20 protein-coding genes are annotated in these 19,771 nt (G+C 62.3%); 8 read left to right on the forward strand and 12 right to left on the reverse strand.

The window, feature by feature from the left end; all coding sequences use genetic code 11:
* Positions 1 to 29: 29 nt before the first annotated feature.
* On the reverse strand, positions 30 to 1,340 hold the full coding sequence (locus ACYU03_RS19005) for an MFS transporter (RefSeq protein WP_461886174.1): 1,311 nt from the start codon (positions 1,338 to 1,340) through the stop codon (positions 30 to 32).
* Positions 1,341 to 1,473: 133 nt separating this feature from the next.
* On the opposite strand from ACYU03_RS19005, the gene ACYU03_RS19010 reads away from it, so the two are divergent.
* Positions 1,474 to 2,391, forward strand: coding sequence for a LysR family transcriptional regulator (locus tag ACYU03_RS19010; RefSeq protein ID WP_461886175.1), 918 nt, complete (start codon positions 1,474 to 1,476; stop codon positions 2,389 to 2,391).
* A gap of 10 nt (positions 2,392 to 2,401) precedes the next feature.
* Here the strand turns inward: ACYU03_RS19010 and ACYU03_RS19015 are convergent, their stop codons facing one another.
* Complete coding sequence (locus ACYU03_RS19015) at positions 2,402 to 2,905, reverse strand: cytochrome P460 family protein (protein ID WP_461886176.1); 504 nt, start codon at positions 2,903 to 2,905, stop codon at positions 2,402 to 2,404.
* A 236-nt stretch (positions 2,906 to 3,141) separates the two neighbouring features.
* Between ACYU03_RS19015 and ACYU03_RS19020 the strand changes: the two genes are divergently transcribed.
* Positions 3,142 to 3,489, forward strand: a complete 348-nt coding sequence (locus ACYU03_RS19020) for a DUF2892 domain-containing protein (protein WP_461886177.1) — start codon at positions 3,142 to 3,144, stop codon at positions 3,487 to 3,489.
* Here the strand turns inward: ACYU03_RS19020 and ACYU03_RS19025 are convergent.
* Positions 3,486 to 4,700 carry a hypothetical protein gene (locus ACYU03_RS19025; protein WP_461891500.1) on the reverse strand — a complete coding sequence of 405 codons (1,215 nt, stop codon included), beginning with the start codon at positions 4,698 to 4,700 and terminating at the stop codon, positions 3,486 to 3,488. The two genes, ACYU03_RS19020 and ACYU03_RS19025, sit on opposite strands and share 4 nt — an antisense overlap.
* Positions 4,701 to 4,756: 56 nt before the next feature.
* Positions 4,757 to 5,206: a YcgN family cysteine cluster protein gene (locus tag ACYU03_RS19030; protein WP_461891501.1), complete on the reverse strand. Its 450-nt coding sequence runs from the start codon at positions 5,204 to 5,206 to the stop codon at positions 4,757 to 4,759.
* Positions 5,207 to 5,442: 236 nt separating this feature from the next.
* Between ACYU03_RS19030 and ACYU03_RS19035 the strand changes: the two genes are divergently transcribed.
* On the forward strand, positions 5,443 to 6,036 hold the full coding sequence (locus ACYU03_RS19035) for a nitroreductase family protein (RefSeq protein ID WP_461886178.1): 594 nt from the start codon (positions 5,443 to 5,445) through the stop codon (positions 6,034 to 6,036).
* Positions 6,037 to 6,081: 45 nt separating this feature from the next.
* Here ACYU03_RS19035 and ACYU03_RS19040 read toward each other — a convergent pair whose 3' ends face one another.
* The 4 genes from ACYU03_RS19040 to ACYU03_RS19055 all read right to left on the reverse strand — a co-directional run bounded on the left by ACYU03_RS19040 (position 6,082) and on the right by ACYU03_RS19055 (position 8,971).
* Positions 6,082 to 7,014 (reverse strand): D-2-hydroxyacid dehydrogenase, encoded by a 933-nt coding sequence (locus ACYU03_RS19040; RefSeq protein ID WP_461886179.1) that lies wholly within the window; start codon positions 7,012 to 7,014, stop codon positions 6,082 to 6,084.
* Between the two features lie 78 nt (positions 7,015 to 7,092).
* The gene (locus ACYU03_RS19045) at positions 7,093 to 7,386 is read right to left on the reverse strand and encodes a YcgL domain-containing protein (RefSeq protein ID WP_461886180.1); all 294 of its coding nucleotides are present in this window, start codon (positions 7,384 to 7,386) and stop codon (positions 7,093 to 7,095) included.
* Positions 7,383 to 8,516 carry a ribonuclease D gene (gene rnd, locus ACYU03_RS19050; RefSeq protein ID WP_461886181.1) on the reverse strand — a complete coding sequence of 378 codons (1,134 nt, stop codon included), beginning with the start codon at positions 8,514 to 8,516 and terminating at the stop codon, positions 7,383 to 7,385. Before rnd ends, ACYU03_RS19045 begins: the two co-directional genes overlap by 4 nt.
* 80 nt (positions 8,517 to 8,596) lie before the next feature.
* Positions 8,597 to 8,971, reverse strand: a complete 375-nt coding sequence (locus tag ACYU03_RS19055; protein ID WP_461886182.1) for a 5-carboxymethyl-2-hydroxymuconate Delta-isomerase — start codon at positions 8,969 to 8,971, stop codon at positions 8,597 to 8,599.
* A gap of 117 nt (positions 8,972 to 9,088) precedes the next feature.
* On the opposite strand from ACYU03_RS19055, the gene ACYU03_RS19060 reads away from it, so the two are divergent.
* Positions 9,089 to 9,325, forward strand: coding sequence for a YdcH family protein (locus tag ACYU03_RS19060; RefSeq protein WP_461886183.1), 237 nt, complete (start codon positions 9,089 to 9,091; stop codon positions 9,323 to 9,325).
* A gap of 132 nt (positions 9,326 to 9,457) precedes the next feature.
* On the opposite strand, the gene ACYU03_RS19065 is transcribed toward ACYU03_RS19060, so the two are convergent.
* Positions 9,458 to 10,624: a trans-sulfuration enzyme family protein gene (locus tag ACYU03_RS19065; RefSeq protein WP_461886184.1), complete on the reverse strand. Its 1,167-nt coding sequence runs from the start codon at positions 10,622 to 10,624 to the stop codon at positions 9,458 to 9,460.
* Positions 10,625 to 10,741: 117 nt separating this feature from the next.
* On the opposite strand from ACYU03_RS19065, the gene ACYU03_RS19070 reads away from it, so the two are divergent.
* A complete protein-coding gene (locus ACYU03_RS19070) occupies positions 10,742 to 11,200 on the forward strand; it encodes an Lrp/AsnC family transcriptional regulator (protein ID WP_461886185.1) in 459 nt (152 codons plus the stop codon).
* Positions 11,201 to 11,314: 114 nt separating this feature from the next.
* Here ACYU03_RS19070 and ACYU03_RS19075 read toward each other — a convergent pair whose 3' ends face one another.
* A complete protein-coding gene (locus ACYU03_RS19075; RefSeq protein ID WP_461886186.1) occupies positions 11,315 to 13,645 on the reverse strand; it encodes an FdhF/YdeP family oxidoreductase in 2,331 nt (776 codons plus the stop codon).
* A gap of 324 nt (positions 13,646 to 13,969) precedes the next feature.
* On the opposite strand from ACYU03_RS19075, the gene moaA reads away from it, so the two are divergent.
* Together moaA and ACYU03_RS19085 are read left to right on the forward strand one after the other, a co-directional pair.
* Positions 13,970 to 14,974 (forward strand): GTP 3',8-cyclase MoaA, encoded by a 1,005-nt coding sequence (gene moaA, locus ACYU03_RS19080; protein WP_461886187.1) that lies wholly within the window; start codon positions 13,970 to 13,972, stop codon positions 14,972 to 14,974.
* Positions 14,975 to 14,996: 22 nt separating this feature from the next.
* Entirely contained in the window at positions 14,997 to 15,896 is a 900-nt protein-coding gene (locus ACYU03_RS19085; RefSeq protein WP_461886188.1) for a bestrophin family protein, read from the forward strand.
* A gap of 115 nt (positions 15,897 to 16,011) precedes the next feature.
* Here ACYU03_RS19085 and moaB read toward each other — a convergent pair whose 3' ends face one another.
* A complete protein-coding gene (moaB, locus tag ACYU03_RS19090) occupies positions 16,012 to 16,551 on the reverse strand; it encodes a molybdenum cofactor biosynthesis protein B (RefSeq protein ID WP_461886189.1) in 540 nt (179 codons plus the stop codon).
* Between the two features lie 347 nt (positions 16,552 to 16,898).
* Here moaB and ACYU03_RS19095 point away from each other — a divergent pair, with 347 nt between their 5' ends.
* Positions 16,899 to 17,789, forward strand: coding sequence for a LysR family transcriptional regulator (locus ACYU03_RS19095; protein ID WP_461886190.1), 891 nt, complete (start codon positions 16,899 to 16,901; stop codon positions 17,787 to 17,789).
* A 59-nt stretch (positions 17,790 to 17,848) separates the two neighbouring features.
* Here the strand turns inward: ACYU03_RS19095 and ACYU03_RS19100 are convergent, their stop codons facing one another.
* On the reverse strand, positions 17,849 to 19,474 hold the full coding sequence (locus ACYU03_RS19100) for a methyl-accepting chemotaxis protein (protein WP_461886191.1): 1,626 nt from the start codon (positions 19,472 to 19,474) through the stop codon (positions 17,849 to 17,851).
* Between the last annotated feature and the right edge of the window lie 297 nt (positions 19,475 to 19,771).

The raw sequence follows: 19,771 nt of genomic DNA on the forward strand, positions 1-19,771 counted from the left end.
ACGGGCTTATACAACCATCGACTGGCGTATCACGATGGCAGCGCACTGGCCATCGACCGCTCTGGCGCACGACTGGCCAGCAGCAACAACGCACCAATGGCCAGCAGCGAGGACATGATCAGCAACCCGCTGCTGGTGGTGCCGGTGGCAGTCCTCGCCCATCCGATGATGATCGGGCTGAAGAAGCCGCCGGTTTGACCAATGCTGTTGATCAGGGCTATACCGCCTGCCGCGCTGTCGCCCTTGAGGTATTGGCCTGGCATGGCCCAGAACACGGTGTAGGCAACCCAGCTCATGGAAGTAGCAACGGTCAGGCTGGCCATCGTCCAGAACAATTGACTGCTTATTTGAGTGCTGCACGCCAGTGCCAGTGCAGCGATCAATGCTGGAATAGCACTGTGCAGGCGTCGCTCGCCACAGCGATCGGAGCTGCGACTGAACAGGATCATGCTGACCACCGCCGCGACGTAGGGTATCGCCGAATACAAACCGACCTGCTTGATGTCGGTGATTCCAGCGTCCTTGAGAATGGTCGGCAACCAGAAGCTGGTGGTGTAGATGCCGTTGAGCAGGCAGAAGTATGCCGCCGCAAGCAAATAGATTTTCGGATCGCGGATCACCGCCTTGAAGGAATGATGCGGAGCCTTGTCGACCTTGACTTCCGATGCCAGCAATTGCTTCTCTTCAGCGCTCAGCCAGCGGGCATCGGCCGGACGATCCGTCAGGTAGAACCAGGCAACCACACCCAGCGCTGCACAGGGCAACCCTTCGAGCAGGAACATCCACTGCCAACCGGCCAGACCGTTGCGACCGGCGAAGGCGTCCATGATCCAGGTCGACAGTGGCGCGGCGAAAATACCCGCTAGCGGCGCTGCCAGCCAGATGATCGACATGACGCTAGCCATGCGCTTTTGCGCATACCAGTAGGTCATGTAGAAAATCATCGCCGGTGCGAAACCGGCTTCGAATACGCCGAGAATGAAGCGCAGAACGTAAAAGGTCGTTTCGCTCTGTACGAACAGCATGCTGGTCGAAGTCAGCCCCCACAGCACCATGATTCGTCCCAGTGTGCGACGCACGCCAACTTTAGGCAGCATCAGGTTACTGGGGACTTCGAAGAGCACATAACCGACGAAAAACATGCCGGCGGCGATCCCGTAGATCTTGTCGCTGAACCCCAGGTCTGCCTGCATCTGTAACTTGGCAAAGCCGATATTGACCCGGTCCAAGTACGCGAAAACGTAGCACAGCAACAGGAATGGCAGCAGCCTCCAACTGATCTTGCGATACAGACTGGACAAGGCATCTTGGCTATTTTTGTTGTTGGATGTGAGTGACATGGCCAGACCTCTCGTGGGTGAACCAGGCGTACGATAGATGCCTGCTGGATGGCTCAATCGTCGACTGCTCGTACCCCTGCAGCAAGAGCAACTTATTGCTGCTATCGTTGCCTTTCAGGCAACGGAGATCTCAATGCGCGAACTCAATCAACGGCGGATACGCTACTTTTACGAAGTCCTGAAGAGTGGTTCGATTCGCGGCGCCGCAGACAGCCTCAATACGGCCCCGTCGGTCATCACCCGCCAGATCAAACTGCTGGAGAGCGAGGTCGGCGCGCAGTTGTTCGAGCGCCAGGCACGTGGCGTTCTGCCCACCGAAGCCGCTCAATGCTTGCTGGACTTCTGGCGTGGCTGCCAATCGCAGCAAGAACACCTGGAAGATCAACTGAATGCACTGATGGGCCTGCAGACCGGCGAAATCCGCATCGTCCTGAGCCAGGGGTATGTCGATGGCCTGATGGAGTCCGTACTCACCGACTTCTGCGCGACCTATCCAGGCTTGCGCGTGGCGATGGACATTCTGCCTGTGGACGAGGTGCTCGCCGAGGTTGCGCAAAACCGCGCCCACATCGGGCTCGCCTATAACCCGACCGCCCACCCGGACATCGAGTACCGCGCCAGTGCCTTGCAGCCGGTGGAGTTGCTGGTGCATGCACGACATCCTCTGGCTCTTCGCGGCACACCGGTGGAGGTGAAGGAATTACTCGACTATCCGTTGGCGTTGATGCCGCCGGACTATGGCCTGGGCCAGGCGGCGCGCTGGGTCGCGTATTCGGAAGGCCTGCAGCTGCATCCCACGCTGGTCACCAACTCACTGGAGGGGCTGCGACGATTTGTCAGCCGAGGAAACGGCATCACCATGCTGGGTGGTTTTGCCGATTCACTGAGCATTACCGGCGATGAACTAGTGGCCCTGCCTATCAATCACAGCTTCTTCCAGTCCGCTCATGCACGTCTGCTGGTAAAGGCGCGGCGACCGCTGTCCGCGGCCGCCGAGGAATGCCTGACCTGGATCACCGGGCGTATGCCGCTGTTCGCCCGGGCAACCTGACAAACGACAATCAAGGCGCCCAACGGGTGAACACCAGGTCGTGATCCTTGACCCGGGCCTGGTGACACCCGAGGCAGGTCTGGTGCTGTTTTTCATCGACCGGCTGGCCATTGACGAACCTGCCGAAACCCCAGCCGCCCGAGTCCTTGTACTTGACCGAGTCCTTGACCATGAACTGTACGGTGGTGGCAGCGCCCGGGATCGAAGCCGGTTCGAACTCTGGAGACTGCACGTGCTTCCAGGCCAGTTTGGTCAATATCGTGCCGTCAGGAAAAGGCAGCGTGCCGTCCTTATAGGCCTTGATCGCGATGTCGTTACCCAGCACCGCGCGGATTTCATTCAGCGGGGCCCCTTCGGTGGCGGGCGCGATCAACTGCCATTGGCGGTAACCTTCCGGAATAGTCACCCCGTATATCGGCGAAGCTTTTTCAGTGCTGCCATCAGCAAAGACAAATGGCGTAGCGACAGCGGATGTCATCAAAGCGGTAATCAAACCGGCGCGGGCCCACTTCATGAGCGACCTCCTCTCTGGTATCGGGTGGCTGAAGCTCAACCCTAATCAGGAGATGTATCTTGAATGTTTCGTCGCGTCCCGTTGTTTGCATCGCTGTGTATTGGGGCAGCACAGGGATACGTTGCGATACAAACAACGCCGAAGTTGAGTGCGTGCTCTGGCCGACCTGATAAAGAAGTGAACGCTGCAACGCTGGTCAGGGTCTGCTGTTTACACACCCTTCAGGAGATCCCGCCATGCTTGATATCCATTGCGCACCTGATCCCCGCGAACACAACGTGCGCGGTTGGGAGCGAGCCAGCTCCCTGGCCGGTGGCGCACTGATGGTCAGCAAGGGCCTGCGCCATGGCGGCCTGCTCGGACTGCTGCAGATGGCGGTCGGCGGCCTGGCCCTGGCCCGGGGCATCAGCGGCCACTGCTCGACCAAGGCTTGGTTGCAACGGCATCGCAACGAGCTGCACAGCCTGCGCACGGACATCGCACGCAGCGCGGCGGAGCTGGCCGTGCTGCAGGCCAGCGCCGATGCCGCAACCCGCTCGGCCACGGTGACCGGCAACGACTCGCTGAAGAGCCCCAAGTCTTAGCGCAGCAATTTGCTCTGCAGCACCTCGGAAGGCTGGCCAAGCACGCTCTCGCTGATCTGGATGAACTCTTCGGTGCTGACGCTCTGCAGGCGCATCAACGCCTGGGTGACGTCGTCCAACGAGCGTTTTTCATGGTTGTGCAGGCGGATCTCGCGGTCCAGGGCCTGCAGCAGGAGCACGCCACGGGCGATCTGCGCGGCATTGGCCTGCTCGCCGCGCAGGCTGGTGACCTTGGCCCCTTGCTTGTGCAAGCGATCCTGCAGCGCCCGGTAACGGTCTTCGCTCATGCCGCCTGAGCGATACAGCAAGACCGTGGCGTAGTACTCGGCCAGGCTTTCACTGAGCCAGTCACTGGCCTTGCGGTCGCTGATCTGGGCGAACTGGCGCACCAGTTCGCGCAGCAGCGGGCTGCTGCCGTTCTCGTTGATCAGCGGCCGGTTGCTGTGCAGATAGATCGAGTGCCGGGCGCTGCGGGCGCCACGCCACATCTCGTCGCGCGCCCCGACCAGCAGCAGTTTGGGTGGGTTGCGTGGGAACACCCGTTGCAGTTGCGGCCAGACGAAAGTCAGCAGCGTCAAGGTGTCCAGGCGGCGCATGCCCTGCCCTTGCGGCGCGGCCACGGTTACTTCGGTATCGCCCAAGCGCGTGCGCCGGCTGCCGGTGGTGCCGGCGAGCATCCAGCCGGTCGGCCGGTCGAACTGACGGGAGATGTTGTCGATGCGAAAGCGCTGCTTGCCGATGCGCGGCCAGGGCGTCTCGATGCTCTTCCAGCCACCGGGCAGCTCGAAGCTCAGCCGCGCCACCAGTTCGGTGCCGTCCTGCTGGTCAAGACGTGCTGGTGGCACCAACTGGTCACCGCGGAACAACGCCCAATGCGGGGTGATCCGGCTTTCGTAGGCGCCGCCACGCTGGCGCTGATCCAACTTGACCCGGTAGCTCAGGCTGGTCTTGCCTGACGCTGGCTGCCACAGGCCGCGCTGGCCCTGCTCCTGCAACTGCCACTGGCCGTCGGCCTGGAAGTCACTGTAGGCGCCGGCCTTGCCCAGGTCGAAATCCAGGCTGCGCACCGCGGCGCCTTCGGCCAGGGTCAACTGCACTTCGGCCTGGCCGCTTTCGGGCAGCAACCTCACGTGATAGTCCAGGTCGACCTTCTTCGCCCAGGCCGATGAACTGGCCAGCACTCCCAGGACCAGCAACAGGTGGCAATGCACACGCATACAGAAACTCCTTGTTCCTCAGAGGCGAAAGGCCGTCGAGCCCTGGCGGCTCAACCGGCGCGAAATATCAGATAGTCTTCCCAGTCGTCCTCGGCAACGCTCGCCTCGCTGAGCATACGCCCGGACTGGGAAATACGCTGCTTGTGCACCTGCTCGCGGTCACCGCAGACCAGATGATGCCAGGCCGGCAGGTCCTTGCCTTCGCTGACCAGGCGATAACCGCAGGTGGTCGGCAGCCACTTGAACTGGTCGGCCTTGCCTGGCGTCAGCTGGATGCAGTCCGGCACCTGCTCGAAGCGGTTCGGGTAGTCGCTGCACTGGCAGGTCTTCAGGTCGAGCAGCTTGCAGGCGATACGCGTGTAGTAGACGCTGTTGTCGTCCTCGTCCTCGAGCTTCTGCAGGCAGCACAGGCCACAGCCGTCGCACAGCGACTCCCACTCTTGCGGGTCGAGTTGGTCGAGGGTCTTGCGCCTCCAGAAGGGGGCGTTATCGGCAATCATCACACACCATTTCCTGCATTGGATTCCAAGCCCAGGTCAAGCTCCAGGCCTCACGCTTCAAGCCATGGGCAAAAGCCGGACACTCATCCGCTCTTGCCGGGCCCATGCAACGTGCAGCTCGCCGCCTTGGCGGCGCCAGTCTAGGGCCTGTCCTCTATCAATACCAGACCGCTTGTCAGTGCTGGCGCGACGCAGTAGCTTGGGCCACGATTCTCTCCCCTCTCGCAGGAGCCGCCATGAGCGCCAATCCACGCATTGCCGAATACGCCATCAATGAACAGTTCATCAACCGCTGGTCGCCCCGGGCGTTCACTGCCGAGCCGATCAGCGAGCAAACCTTGCTGAGCTTCCTCGAGGCCGCGCGCTGGGCTCCCTCGGCCTACAATTCGCAGCCCTGGCGCTTCCTCTACGCCCGCCGCGACACGCCAAACTGGCAGCGCTACCTGGGCCTGCTCAACGAGTTCAACCGCAGCTGGGCCCAGCAGGCCTCGGCACTGGTGGTGATCCTGTCCAAGACCACCTTCACCGCTCCAGGCGCCAGCGAGGAAACCCCGGCCCTCTGGCACACCTTCGACACCGGCTCGGCCTGGGGCCACCTGGCCCTGCAGGCCAGCATCAGCGGCTGGCACACCCACGGCATGGCCGGCTTCGACCAAGCCCTGGCACGCCAGGAACTGAAAATCCCCGAGGGTTACGCCCTGCACGCCATGGTCGCGATCGGCAAGCTGGGCGACAAGGCCAGCCTTGCCGAAGGCCTGCAGGCCCGCGAAGTGCCAAGTCCGCGCCGGCCGCTGAGCGAACTGGCGGCCGAGGGCGATTTCAGCCTGTAAGCCACACTCTGCAGGAGCGGGCTTACCCGCTCCTGCGATTGCCGCTCAATACCCTCGCTGAAAATCCACTTCCCCGCGCAACGCCTGCCCTGCCTGATAAGCCCGCAGATTCTCGACGAACAGACGCACCATCGCCGTTGGCGAGGTCGGTGCCGAGCTGTGCCCGGTCAGCAGCAGGCCCCAGGCAGTCCAGAACGGGTGACGCTGGGGCAGCGGCTCCTGGCGGCAGACGTCGATCACTGCGCCGGCCAGATGGCCCTTCTTCAGCGCCTCGACCAGGTCGCCATCGACCACCGCGACACCACGTCCGGCATTGATGAACAGCGCGGAAGGCTTGAAACACTCGAACAGCGCGGCATCGTACAGGTCATGGGTGGCCGGGGTGTCGGGCAACAAGTTGAGCACGTAGTCGGCCTCGCCCACCAAGCGCGGCAACTGGTCCAGGCCAGCCACCTCGGTGAAGGGCTGCTGTTCACGCGGCTGGCTGGCGATGCCATACAGGGTCACCCCGAACGGCAGGAGGAACTCGGCGACGCGCTGGCCGATGTCGCCCACACCAACGATCAGCACCCGCCGCCCCTCCAAGCTGTGCCCAGGACGGTCATCCCAACGGCGCTCGACCTGGCTGACCAAGCGCGCCAGCACATCACGCTCGTGGCCGAGCATGTAGGTGAGCATGTACTCGGCCATGACCTGGCCGAAAATCCCCACGGCCCGGGTCAGGCGGTAATCACGAGGCAGCTCCTGGGCCAACAGCGGGGTGATCCCCGCCCAGGTGGACTGCGCCCACTCAGGCCGGTGGCCCTGGCGCAGCAAGCTTGCCAGCAGGTCCGGCTGGCCGAGCCACACCTTGCACTCGCTGGGCTGGCAGGCCAGCTCGGCGGACTCGCCACTGGTCAGGACCTCCAGGTCCGGCGCCGCTTCGCGCAGCAGGCGGGCGTACAGGGCATGATCCTGTTCAGCGATCAAAACACGCATATCGGTGACAACCTTGGCAGACAACGAAAGCAGCCCGGCATCCAACACCGGGCTGCACGACAAGAAAGGGAGCTGTGATCAGGCCGGATCGTTGCGGCGCAACAGCTCTTCAGGCAGGTGCTCGATGTAATCGTCGTCGGGCGGCGGCATCTGCAAGTGGTAGCCCTGGCTGTCGAGGTTCTCCAGGACCTTGGCGATGTCTTCGCGGGCCAGCTTGCGCTCCGGCGTCAACACCAGATCGAAGGCGTGGACCGGGGTGCCGAAGAACGGCAGCAGGCCTTCGGGCACTCGCTCCAGGCCATCGGTCTTGAGCACGTAGAGGTACATCTCGCTCTTGCGCGGGCTCTTGTAGATCGAACAGATACGTTTCATCGGGATTCTCCGGCACCTGCCAGGTTATCGAGCAGGGCCTGCCCCATCCGCTCGCGACGCCAGCCGCGCAGCGAATCGGGGAGTTGATAGGGGCCATTGGGGAAACCGCTCTTGAGCAGCGCTTCCAGGGTTTTCTTGCGCAGCATCAGTTCCGGCGCGATGCCCAGGCGCTCGGCCTCGGCCTGGCCAATGGCACGCAGTTGCTTGAGGATGCCGGAGGCTTCGATCGGCAACGGCTCGGGCAACACCGGCGGCCACTCCTCTGGCGGCAGGCTGGCCGCCTGCTTGATCAAGCCGATAAGGTACTCGCCGTCCTGGCGAATCGTGCGCGGGTGCATGTCGTCGATCTTCGCCAGTGCCGACAGGCTGTCCGGCTGGTACCTGGCCATCGGCCACAAGGCATGCTCCTTGAGGACACGGTTGCGCGGTATGTCACGGGCGCGGGCCTCACGCTCACGCCAGGCACAGAGCTCGCGCAGCACTGCCAGTTGGACCGGTGACAGCTTCCAGGCCAGCTTGACCTCGCGGTACAGGGTGTAGGGGTCGATTTCGCGGCGCAACTGGGCGACCAACTCGGCACCGTCCTCCAGCACCCAAGCGTACTTGTCGTCCGACAGCCGCGGACGCAGGCTGGCAAACAGTTCGGCCAGGTGCACGGCATCCTCGGCGGCATAGCTGACCTGGGTTTCCGACAATGGGCGTTGCAGCCAGTCGGAGCGGGTCTCGCCCTTGGGCAGGTCGATGCCCAACACTTCCTGGACCAGGCGCGAATAGCCCATGGAAAAGCCCAGGTTGAGGTAGCCGGCGGCCAGTTGGGTATCGAACAGCGGCTGCGGCAGCTTGCCGGTCAGTCGCGAGAGGACTTCAAGGTCTTCGCTGCAGGCATGCAGGACCTTGACCACGCGGGTATCGTCGAGCAGTTCGGCCAGCGGCTGCCAGTCGCGGATCGACAAGGGGTCGATCAGGAAGGCCCGCTTGCCGTCGCCGATCTGGATCAGGCCGGCTTTCGGATAGAAGGTGTCGACCCGCATGAATTCGGTGTCGAGGGCCACGTAGGGCAGTTCACGCCAGCGCTGGCAGTGCTCGGCCAGGCTGTGGTCGTCACGGATCCAGTGTATTTCGATGGCCACGAGGCTCTCCCACAAACAATGGCGCGCAGTATATACGGCGCGGGCCTTGCTCGGGAAACCTCACGACCGTCGCCAAGCGATCAGTGGCCCGCACCTGGCAAGTGAAGTTTGGCATAAGGCTCGCGGTCTATATCGAGCACTTCGACGCACAGTTGGATATCCAGGCCCGATTGCGCTGGCAACGCCTCGTGCAAAACCTCCAGCAGGCTCGATGTCAGTTGCTTCTTCACTTCCACTGAACGCCCGCTGAGGATCGCCAGCTTCACATGGGCGAAGGCTCTCTCAACGGGAGCGACCCCGACCCGGTAGTGGGCGAAGGCTTGGGCACGGCTCTTGATGTCCAGCTCGTCGGCGAACTGACCGCTGCCGACCAGGGCATGGTTCAGGCGCAGCAGCAGCCGGTCGACATCCAGCGCACGCAGATTGTCGCTGTATTCCAGGTTGAGATGAGGCATTGCGCGGGTTCCAGGTGGTGGAAGAAGAGCGACAGCCTAACCCAAGCCCGGAACCTGGCAAAGGCAGCTATTCTCAAAGTTCAAGACCTTTCACCAACCCCTGACAGAGGTGAAGCAATGCCAGTCACGCACGATTTGCTCGCGGACCTGCACATCACTGCAGATGATTTCGAGAAGCTCAAAGAGACACACAACGATCTCACTCGGCTTCACAAAGACTACCTGGCCGTGGACAAGGAAACGGTCGCAGCCGAGAACAACGGCACCGCCGACGACGAAGTCAACCGCCTGCGCAAGGAGCGCCTGTTGATCAAGGACAAGATCGAACGAATTGTCCATCCACCCCAGTCCTGACGTCCTCGACACCCCTTGGAGCGTTTGTGCAAGACGCTGTAGACGGTTTGCACGCAGCATCAGTTGGCGATCAGGGCGCAGCGACCTGTACATGACAAGACTGCGCCTTGCATCGCCAGCTGACGCTGGCGTTTACTCCGCCGCCTTCTCCAGGGCCTGCTCCAAGTCGGCGATCAGGTCCCGGTGATCCTCGATCCCCACCGACAACCGCAGCAGGTTCTCACCGATGCCGATCCTGGTCTTCTGCTCTGGGCTCAGCGAGTTGTGCGACATGCTCCAGGAGTGGTTGATCATGCTTTCCACGCCCCCGAGGGAGTCGGCCAGGACGAAGATCGACAGCGCCTCGATCAGCCGGTTGATCGCCTGACGGTCGCCCTTGATGCTCATCGACACCACTGCACCGCCCGTGCGCATCTGTTGCTTGCACAGGGCCTGCTGCGGGTGGCTCTCCAGTTCCGGGTAAAAGACCTGCTCGACTTGCGGGTGACCCTCCAGGAAGCGGGCGATACGCAAGGCGTTGGCGCACTGGCGCTCCATGCGCACGTCCAAGGTCTTGAGGCCGCGCAGGGCCAGGTAGCAGTCGAACGGCCCCTGGATCGCGCCCACGGCCATGCTGATCTTGCGCAAGCGCGCCAGCAGTGCGTCGCTGGCGGCCACCACCACGCCACCGATCAGGTCGGAATGACCGCCGATGTATTTGCTCGCCGAATGCATCACCAGGTCCACGCCCAGGGCGATGGGCTGCTGGTTCCACGGCGAGCAGAAGGTGTTGTCGACACAGGTAAGGATGCCGCGCTCGCGGGCCAGCGCGCAGAGCGCCTTGATGTCGACCAATTGCAGCAAGGGGTTGGTCGGGGTCTCGATCCAGATCAGCTGTGTCTCGGGGCGGATCGCGGCGGCCACGGCCTGCAGGTCGTTGAGGTCGACGTAGGTGGTGCTCAGGCCGGAGCTGACGCTGCGGTAGTCCTCCAGCAGGCGGAAGGTGCCGCCGTATACCCCATTCATCACCACCACGTGGGCGTCCTTGGGCAAGAGCTCCAGCACCGTCGCCGTAGCCGCCACGCCGGACGCGCAGGCCACCGCGCCGACACCCTCTTCCAGAGCGGCGACACAGGTTTCGTAGGCATGGCGGGTGGGGTTGCTGACCCGGCTGTAAGCGTACTCCGGCTCTTCGTCCAGGCTGCGCTTGATGAAGGAGCTGGCGGTGACGATGGCCGGGAAGATGGCGTTGTCGGCAACAGAAAACTGGTCGCCTGCGTGGATAGTGCGGGTGGCGAAATTGCGCGGCTTGTCGGACATGCTCGGAACCAAAAGTGCGGGTGGATAGGCGCCACTATCGCATATCCATCGGTTTCATTGTTTCTACCGCTTCGCTAATCTGGAGAAACCTTTTCTCCTCAGGCGCGCCTATTCGACATGGACAGTTTCGACCAGCACATCCTAACCCTGCTCCAGCGCGACGCCTCGATCTCCCTCAAGGACCTGGCCGAAGCCGTCAACCTGTCCACCACGCCCTGCTGGAAGCGGGTCAAGCGCCTGGAGGAAGAAGGCTATATCCGCGGCCGGGTGGCCCTGCTCGACCCGAACCGCCTGGGGCTGGGGTTGTCGGTGTTCGTCCAGCTCAAGACCCAGCGCCACGACAGTGCCTGGCTGGAGCAGTTCGCCGAGACCGTGACGAGCTTCGAGGAAGTGATGGAGTTCTACCGGATGTCCGGCGACTGGGACTACATGCTGCGAGTGGTGGTCAGCGACATCGGCGCCTACGACCGTTTCTACAAGAAGCTGATCACCAGCACCGATGGGCTGTCGAACATCACCTCCAGCTTCGCCATGGAGCAGATCAAGTACACCACGGCGTTTCCGGTACGGCGTTGAGGTGAGCCAGCGTAAGCTGGCGATGCAAGGCACAGCCTTGCCAAAAGCACGGCTCGTCACCGCCCCATCGCCAACTGACACCGCCCCCTACCTCGAAATGAACTGCGCCCTGTTTCAGTCCGCTGTATTGGCCGCCGCAATCCGGTTGCCTTCCCGGGCCTTCTCCAGCTTGATGGCAATGAACTTGGAGGTTGGCGTATAGGTGCGGTCGCCATAGCTTTCCAGCGGCACCAGCGGGTTGGTTTCCGGGTAGTAGGCCGCCGCCTGGCCTTGCGGCATGTCGTAGGGCACCAAGCGGAAACCGGACACCCGCCGCTCGCGGCCATCCTCCCAGAGGGACACCAAATCCACGTGCTCGCCCGGCTCGAAGCCCAGGCGGCGGATGTCCTCTTCGTTGACGAACACCACCTCGCGCAGGCCGAACACGCCCCGGTAGCGGTCATCGAGACCATACAGGGTGGTGTTGTACTGGTCGTGGGAACGCATGGTCTGCAGGATCAGGTCAGGCTTGTCGCCACGCGCCAGCACTTGCTCGTTGACCAGATGCTCAGGCAACGCGCTGGCGGTGAAGCAGGCCTTGCCGGTCGCCGTGCGCCAACTGCGCTCGGCCGCCGCGTTGTCCAGATGGAAGCCTCCTGGGTGCTGCAGGCGAGCATTGAAGTCGGCGAAGCCTGGGATGACGTCGGCGATCAGGTCGCGGATGCGGCCATAGTCGGCGATCACCCAGTCCCAGTCGATCGGGCGGTCGCCCAGGGTCGCCTTGGCCATGCCGGCGATGATCGCAGGCTCCGAGCGCAGGTGCGGCGAGCGCGGTTTCAGCTGGCCGTTGGAGATGTGCACCATGCTGAAGGTGTCCTCCACCGTCACACCCTGGGGCCCTTCGGCCTGCAGGTCGATCTCGGTGCGTCCCAGGCAGGGCAGGATCAGCGCGTCGCGGCCAGTGACCAGGTGCGAGCGGTTGAGCTTGGTCGCGATGTGCACCGTCAGGTTGCAGTTGCGCAGTGCCGCATGGGTGCGCGGGGTATCCGGCGTGGCCTGGGCAAAGTTGCCGCCCAGGGCGATGAACACCTTAGAGCGCTTTTCCTCCATGGCCTGGATCGCCAGCACGGCATTGTGCCCGTGCTCACGCGGGACCTTGAACTGGAAGCGCTGTTCGATGGCATCGAGCAACTGCGCGTTGGGCTTCTCATCGATGCCCATGGTGCGATCACCTTGCACGTTGCTATGACCACGCACCGGCGACAGGCCAGCCCCCGGTTTGCCGACGTTACCGCGCAGCAGCTGCAGGTTGACGATCTCCTGCACCGTCGGCACCGAATGACGGTGTTGAGTCACGCCCATGGCCCAGCACATGATCACCCGCTCCGCCTTGCGGTACATGCGGGCCGCCAGCTCCAACTCGGCCAGGTTGAGCCCGGACTGTTCGACGATGTGTTCCCAGGAGGTGGCATCCACTGCGGCCAGGTAATCTTCCAGGCCACTGGTGTGCTCGGCGAGGAAGGCATGGTCGAAGACAGGCGGCTCGCCGTTGGCCTGGGCCTCGCGCTCCCACTTCAGAAGGAACTTGGCAATGCCGCGCATCACCGCCATGTCACCGCCCAGGGCTGGACGGAAGTAGGCGGTGTTGGTGGGTTCGGAGCCGTTGCTGAGCATCTCGAACGGATGCTGCGGGTGCTGGAAGCGCTCCAGGCCACGCTCCTTGAGCGGGTTGAAGCACACCACCTGGGCACCGCGCTTGACCGCCTCACGCAAGGGTTCGAGCATGCGCGGGTGGTTGGTGCCGGGGTTCTGGCCGATGACGAAGATGGCGTCTGCCTTCTCCAGGTCATGGAACACCACGGTGCCCTTGCCCACACCAAGAGCCTCGCCCATGCCGACGCCGCTGGCTTCGTGGCACATGTTCGAGCAGTCGGGGAAATTGTTGGTGCCGTAGGCGCGGACGAACAGCTGATAGAGGAACGCCGCCTCGTTGCTGGCCCGGCCCGAGGTGTAGAACTCGGCCTGGTCCGGCGACTCCAGCGCTTGCAGGTGCTGGGCAACCAGAGCGAAGGCATCGTCCCAGGTGGTTTCCACGTAGTGGTCGGTGGCGGCGTCGTAGCGCATGGGGTGCGTCAGGCGGCCCTGGTATTCAAGCCAGTAGTCCGTCTGGTCAGCCAAGGCACTGACGCTGTAGCGGGCGAAAAACGCCGGATCTACCGAACGCCCGGTAGCTTCCCAGTTGACGGCCTTGGCGCCGTTCTCGCAGAACTTGACCATGTCGTTTTCCGGCGACTCGCCCCAGGCGCAGCCGGGACAGTCGAAGCCGCCGTTCTGGTTGGTCTTGAGCATTGCCCGCAGGTTCTTGAAGGCGTTGTCGCTGCCCAGCCAGCTCTTGGTCACGCTCTTCAAGGCGCCCCAGCCTGCCGCCGGGCCGTTGTAGTTCCGGATATGTTCGTCTTGACTCATACAGACAATCCTCACGCAGGCAATGAAACTTCATCGATGAGTTGTTCAGCGATGTTTTTTCCAGCCTAAGGAGGCACAGGCAGAGCGTCCAATCGAAATAAATTAAACCTTGATAAACCCCCTCGATGATGAGCTGAACCCCGCGTATTTCCTGACCCTCAGCAGTGATAGACAGCACTGATCGAATGGTAGGGGAAAGTAATTTGACGGGACTTCCAGCACGCTATAGTTTGAACTTCACATTCAGCATTTATTCCCTGTCCCGCAAATAAGGCAAGCGCATGCGGCACAGGATGAAAGCAGCGCGCTAGAGATAGGGCAGACGTGGAAGAAAACACCCGGGCACTGATCGACGGCTTCAACCGGAAAATCGACTATCTGCGGATGTCGGTGACCGACCGCTGCGACTTTCGCTGCGTTTATTGCATGGCCGAAGACATGCAGTTCCTGCCGCGCCAACGCATCCTCACCCTCGAAGAGCTGTACCAGGTGGCCGAACGCTTCGTCGCCCTGGGCACCCGCAAGATCCGCCTTACCGGTGGCGAACCACTGGTGCGCAAAGGCATCGTCGAGCTGTGTGCACGCATCGCCGCCCTGCCCGGGCTACGCGAACTGTGCCTGACCAGCAACGGCTCGCAGCTCGGGCGCCTGGCACAACCACTGTTCGAGGCCGGCGTATCACGCCTGAACATCAGCCTGGACAGCCTCGATCCACAACGCTTCAAGGCCCTGACCCGCACTGGCGACCTGGCCCAGGTGATCGCTGGCATCGACGCCGCGCGCCGGGCCGGTTTTCGCCGGACCAAGCTCAACTGCGTGGTGCTCAAGGGACGCAACGACGACGAGATCATCGACCTGGTCCGCTTCGCCATTGACCGCGAACTCGACATTTCCTTCATCGAGGAAATGCCCCTGGGCGTCATCAGCGAACACGAACGTGGCGAATCCTATTACTCCAGCGATGAGGTACGGACGCGGATCGCCGAGCACTTCACCCTGATCGACTCGGCCGAGTCCTCCCAAGGCCCGGCACGCTACTGGCGCCTGGCCGATGCCCCGCAGACCCGCATCGGTTTCATCTCACCGCACAGCCACAACTTCTGCGCGACCTGCAACCGCGTGCGCTTGACCGTCGAAGGCCGCCTGCTACTGTGCCTGGGCAACGAACACTCCATGGACCTCAAGCAAGTGCTGCGCGCCCACCCCGGCGATACCGCGCGACTGGACACAGCCATCCGCGACGCCATGCAGCTCAAGCCCTACCGCCATCACTTCGAAGTCGGTGGCGAGGTACAGATCCTGCGCTTCATGAACATGACCGGCGGTTGAGCCGCACGGAACCCGGAACCCCATGATCGTCCACTCCCGCCCCGATGTACTGCGCGTGCTGTTCACTCTCAAAGGCTCCATCGTCAAGCGCATCGCCCTGCGCTGCCTGATGGTCACCCTGCTCGCAGCCCTGATCGTCCTGATCGAGCATCGTTACCCGGCATTCTTCTACCCGGTCAGCGCCACTCCCTTCACACTGCTCGGCTTGTCGCTGTCGATCTTCATGAGCTTTCGCAACAATGCCTGCTACGACCGCTGGTGGGAGGGGCGCAAGGCCTGGGGCAAGCTGATCATCGAAATGCGCTCGTTCATCCGCCAGAGCGTGATCATCACTGACGAGCGGCTCAGGGCCGAGCTGCTGCGCAACCTGTGCGGCTTCGCCCACGCGCTCAACGCCCATTTGCGCAACGAGGATCAATTGCGCGCCGCCCGCCCGTGGCTGAGCGACAGCGCGCCTGTCAACTCTCACGATCTCTGCGACGGCATCCTGCGCGAGATCGGCGCACACTGCTCACGACTGGCGCAAGAGCAGCAGATCAGCGACTGGCGTTACACCACCCTGGAGCAGCGCCTGACCGGCCTGTCGGAAGTCCAGGCCACCTGCGAACGGATCAAGAGCACCCCACTGCCCTTCCCCTACACCCTACTGCTGCACCGCACCATCTACATCTTCTGCCTGCTGTTGCCCTTCGCCCTGGCCGTACCGCTGGGCTGGCTGGCACCGCTGTTCACCACCATCGTCAGCTATACCTTCTTCGGCCTCGACGCGATCGGCAATGAGCTGGAAGACCCGTTCGGGCGTGACGAAAACGACCTGCCCACCGACGCCATGGTGCGCATCGTCGAGCGGGATGTGCTGGCCGCCCTGGGCCACAGCGAACTGCCGCCGGTGTTGATGCCGGTGGACCATGTACTGAGCTGAAGCGGCAAGTCAGGCCTAATCGAATCTTGCAGCCGACGCTATCGCGGTAGGAGCCAGCGTAAACCTTGCGCTGCGACACCTCACGCCCCGGCAGCGCCGCTATCGCGGCTTACCGCTACCCCCGCGACTCGCACAACCCTATAGGCTTGAGATGCGGCACGAAGTTGCACGGGCGGTGCCGGGCATCGAGCTGCTCGACCAGGATCCCTTCCCAGGCCGTGCGGCAAGCGCCGGTCGAGCCCGGCAGACAGCACACCAGGGTGCCATTGGCCAGGCCAGCCAGAGCGCGGCTCTGCACGGTGGAGGTGCCGATGTCGAGGATCGACAGCGCCCGGAACAGCTCGCCAAAACCATCGACCTGCTTGTCCAGCAGGCAGATGACCGCTTCCGGGGTGCTGTCGCGCGCCGTAAAGCCAGTGCCACCAGTGATCAGCACCACCTGCACCTGGTCATCGGCGATCCAGGTAGCGACCTGGGCGCGGATCTTGTAGAGGTCGTCCTTGAGCAGGACACGGTCGACCAGCCGATGGCCGATCTCCACCGCCCGCGAAGCCAACAGCTCGCCGGAGCTGTCGTTGTCGAACGTACGGGTATCGCTGACCGTCAGCACGGCGATGTTGAGCGGCACGAACACCGCATCCGGTTTAACGCTCACCTTGGGCTCCTCCTGGCAAAGTCATTTACGCAACGCTAGTGTCCTGTCTCCGAAATACGTTCTCTTTTGACGAGTGGCTGTTGTAGTCAGGCAAGGCGAGGAGTCGCAACACGGCTTGGCGACAACAGACACCGTCAAAAGTGAACCGCTTGTTTCAAAGACAGGACACTAGTGAGAACGCCGGCCAACGTCCAATCGATATGCTGGAACGCCCCATCAGCCGGCTCTATCGGTGCCACGCTCACACGGATCGGCCACAGGCTCATGACTAAAGATTGGATAGCCGGCCCAGACTTGGGTAAGGTCTCAGGACATTCTTTCCCTGATACCGCCCAAGGCCGCGCCCCATGGACATCAAGCAGCTCAAGTTCCTCATCGCCCTGGACCAGACCCGGCACTTCGGCCAGGCCGCGGCGCTGTGCCACATCACCCAGCCGACCTTGTCCATGCGCCTGCGCAATCTCGAAGACGAACTGCAACTGGTCCTGGTCAAGCGAGGCCAGCGCTTCGAAGGCTTCACCGAGGCCGGCGAGCGCATCCTGGCCTGGGCCCGTACCCTGCTCGCGGCCCACGATGGCCTGCAAGCCGAAGCCGCCAGTTGCCGTGGCCAGATCGTTGGCAGCCTGCGCCTGGGCACCGTGCCGCTGTCGAGTTTCAACCCGATGCACCTGCTCATGCCCCTGCGCGAGAAGTACCCTGAACTGCACTTCCAGCTATCGTCCCTGAGCTCCGAACAGATCATCGACGGCCTCAGTCGCAACCAGCTCGACCTGGGCATCTGTTACCTGGACCAGGTCAACGCCAGCTTCTTCGACGTCATCGAACTGGGCACCACCACCATGGGCCTGCTGCACGACACCCGGCACTTCCAGTTCGAGCAACCGGAACTGCACTGGGAAGCCCTGGGCGAGCTGCCCCTGGGCCTGCTGAGCAAAGGCATGCACTACCGCCAGTCGCTCGATCTGAGCCTGCGCAGCCGCGGCCTGGACCCGAACGCGGTGCTGGAGAGCGACTCCACTTTCCAGCTGATCCAAGCCATCAACGCCGGCGTCTGCTGCGCCGTGATGCCCCTGGGCTGCGGCCTGGAAGACCTGAGCCAGCACCTGCGCATCCTGCCCATCACCGATGCCAGCGTCCACAGCCCCATCGGCCTGCTGCTGCGCCGCAGCGAACCACGCTCGGCGATCGCCGAGCAGTGCTTCGCCGAAGCCAAGGCGTTGCTCATCCCGCAGCCCTGAGAGACAGCCCTCCCCAGGCGACAGACCCACCTGGCCGGCCTGCTTGGTTATTCAGACCACTAGACCCTGAACTTGGACACCATACCGTTGAGCTCCACCGCCAGGCGCGACAGCTCCTGGCTGGCGGCGCTGGTCTGGTTGGCGCCGGCAGCGGTCTGCATGGACAGATCACGGATGTTGACCAGGTTACGGTCCACCTCGCGGGCGACCTGGGCCTGTTCTTCCGAAGCACTGGCAATGACCAGGTTCTTCTGGTTGATCGAGGTGATCGACTCGGTAATGATTTCAAGCGCCTCATCGGCTGCCCGCGCGACATCCAGCGTGCTGTTGGCCCGCCCTTGGCTGTCGTGCATCGCGCCAACCGCGCGGTCCGTGCCCGACTGGATACTGGCGATCATCTTTTCGATTTCTGTCGTCGATTGCTGGGTGCGGTAGGCCAGCGCGCGTACTTCGTCGGCCACCACGGCGAACCCGCGCCCGGCCTCGCCTGCGCGAGCCGCTTCGATGGCCGCGTTGAGCGCTAGCAGGTTGGTCTGGTCGGCAATGGAGTGGATAACATCCAGGACCTGGCTGATCTCATTGATGTTCCCGGCAAGCTGCCTGACTTCCTGGGAAGTCGTCGACACCTCCTGGACCAGCAGTTGGATGGACTCCAGCGCCTGGTTGACCTTCGCCCGCCCCTGTTGAGTGCTCTGGTCCGCCTCCTTGGAGGCATCGGCGGTGTTCACTGCGTTGCTTGCAACTTCTTCGACCGCCGCGGTCATCTGGTTGACCGCCGTCGCCGCCTGGTCGATTTCGACGCTCTGTTGGTTGAGGCCTCGGTTGGTGTCTTCCGTCACCGCGTGCAACTCTTCGGAGGCCGACGCCAATTGATCGGACGAACCTGCAATCTGCCGGATCGTTACCCGCAGGCTTTCCTGCATTTTTTGCAGTGCCGTCATCAACAGCGCAGGTTCGTCACGGCCTATGACGCGCACGTCCTGGGTCAGGTCGCCGCTGGCGACTCTATTGGCAACCACCACCGCATCGGCCAATGGCCCGACAATACTGCGCGTCAGGATGATTGCCATCACGACCATGAACAGCAGGATTGCCAACAACGCCACGACAATCATGAAGAAGGCAGTATTAAAGGCCTTGCTGCTGAGCACGGCAGCCCCGGTAGCGTTATCGGCATTGAACTGGATCAGCTTGCTCAATGCCGCCATCATGCTATCCGAGTACTCGGAAAGTGGTCCATTGGCCAGCCTGAACTCCTCATCCCGCTGCCCAGCAGCGACGGCAGCCAACACTTTCTCTTGCGTACCGTAATAATTTGAATAAGCGGACATGAAGTCTTCGAAAAGCTTACGGTCTTCAGCCGTTTCTATCGTGGCGTCATAAGCATTTATATGTTGGGAAATGTCTTCACTTATATCTTTTATTCTGGCGATGGTTCTTTCCCGCTCAGCGGTGTCTTCCAACATCACGGCGCGCAAGGTCAGGCCTCTGGCGCGCCCCAGATTGTTCCCAACCTCCCCTATTGCAAGCACTGCTGGCAACCAGTCTGTGCGGATCTCGTCCGTCGCGGCATCCATCTGCTTTGCCTGGAATAGCGATGTCAGGCCCATCGCCAGAACCAGGACCGCGATCAATGAGAAAAACAGGGCTGCCCGTCTGCCGATCTTCAAATTCCTTAAATTCATCGCCCTCTCCCTTCCTTATAAACTGGTGCACGCTTTATTGTTTCTCGACAAGCGGATCCAATCCTTTAAGAAAGGCCGGAAAGCAACTGTAACAAAAGGCTACCAAGACCTGGAAAGAGATAAAAAAGAGAAAGTAACAATTGGGTTTTATCAAACTGAAAAAACGATTCTTGTCACTGATTTGGTGTTTTTTTAACTCTTTTCCAGCAGCGTTTGCCGGCCATAAACAGCGCAGGCCGCCATGGCCCTGAACGGGCTGGTAGCTCCAGTCAACAGCCCCGTTGTGCACAACTGCTG

Source organism: Pseudomonas sp. X10, assembly GCF_054889225.1.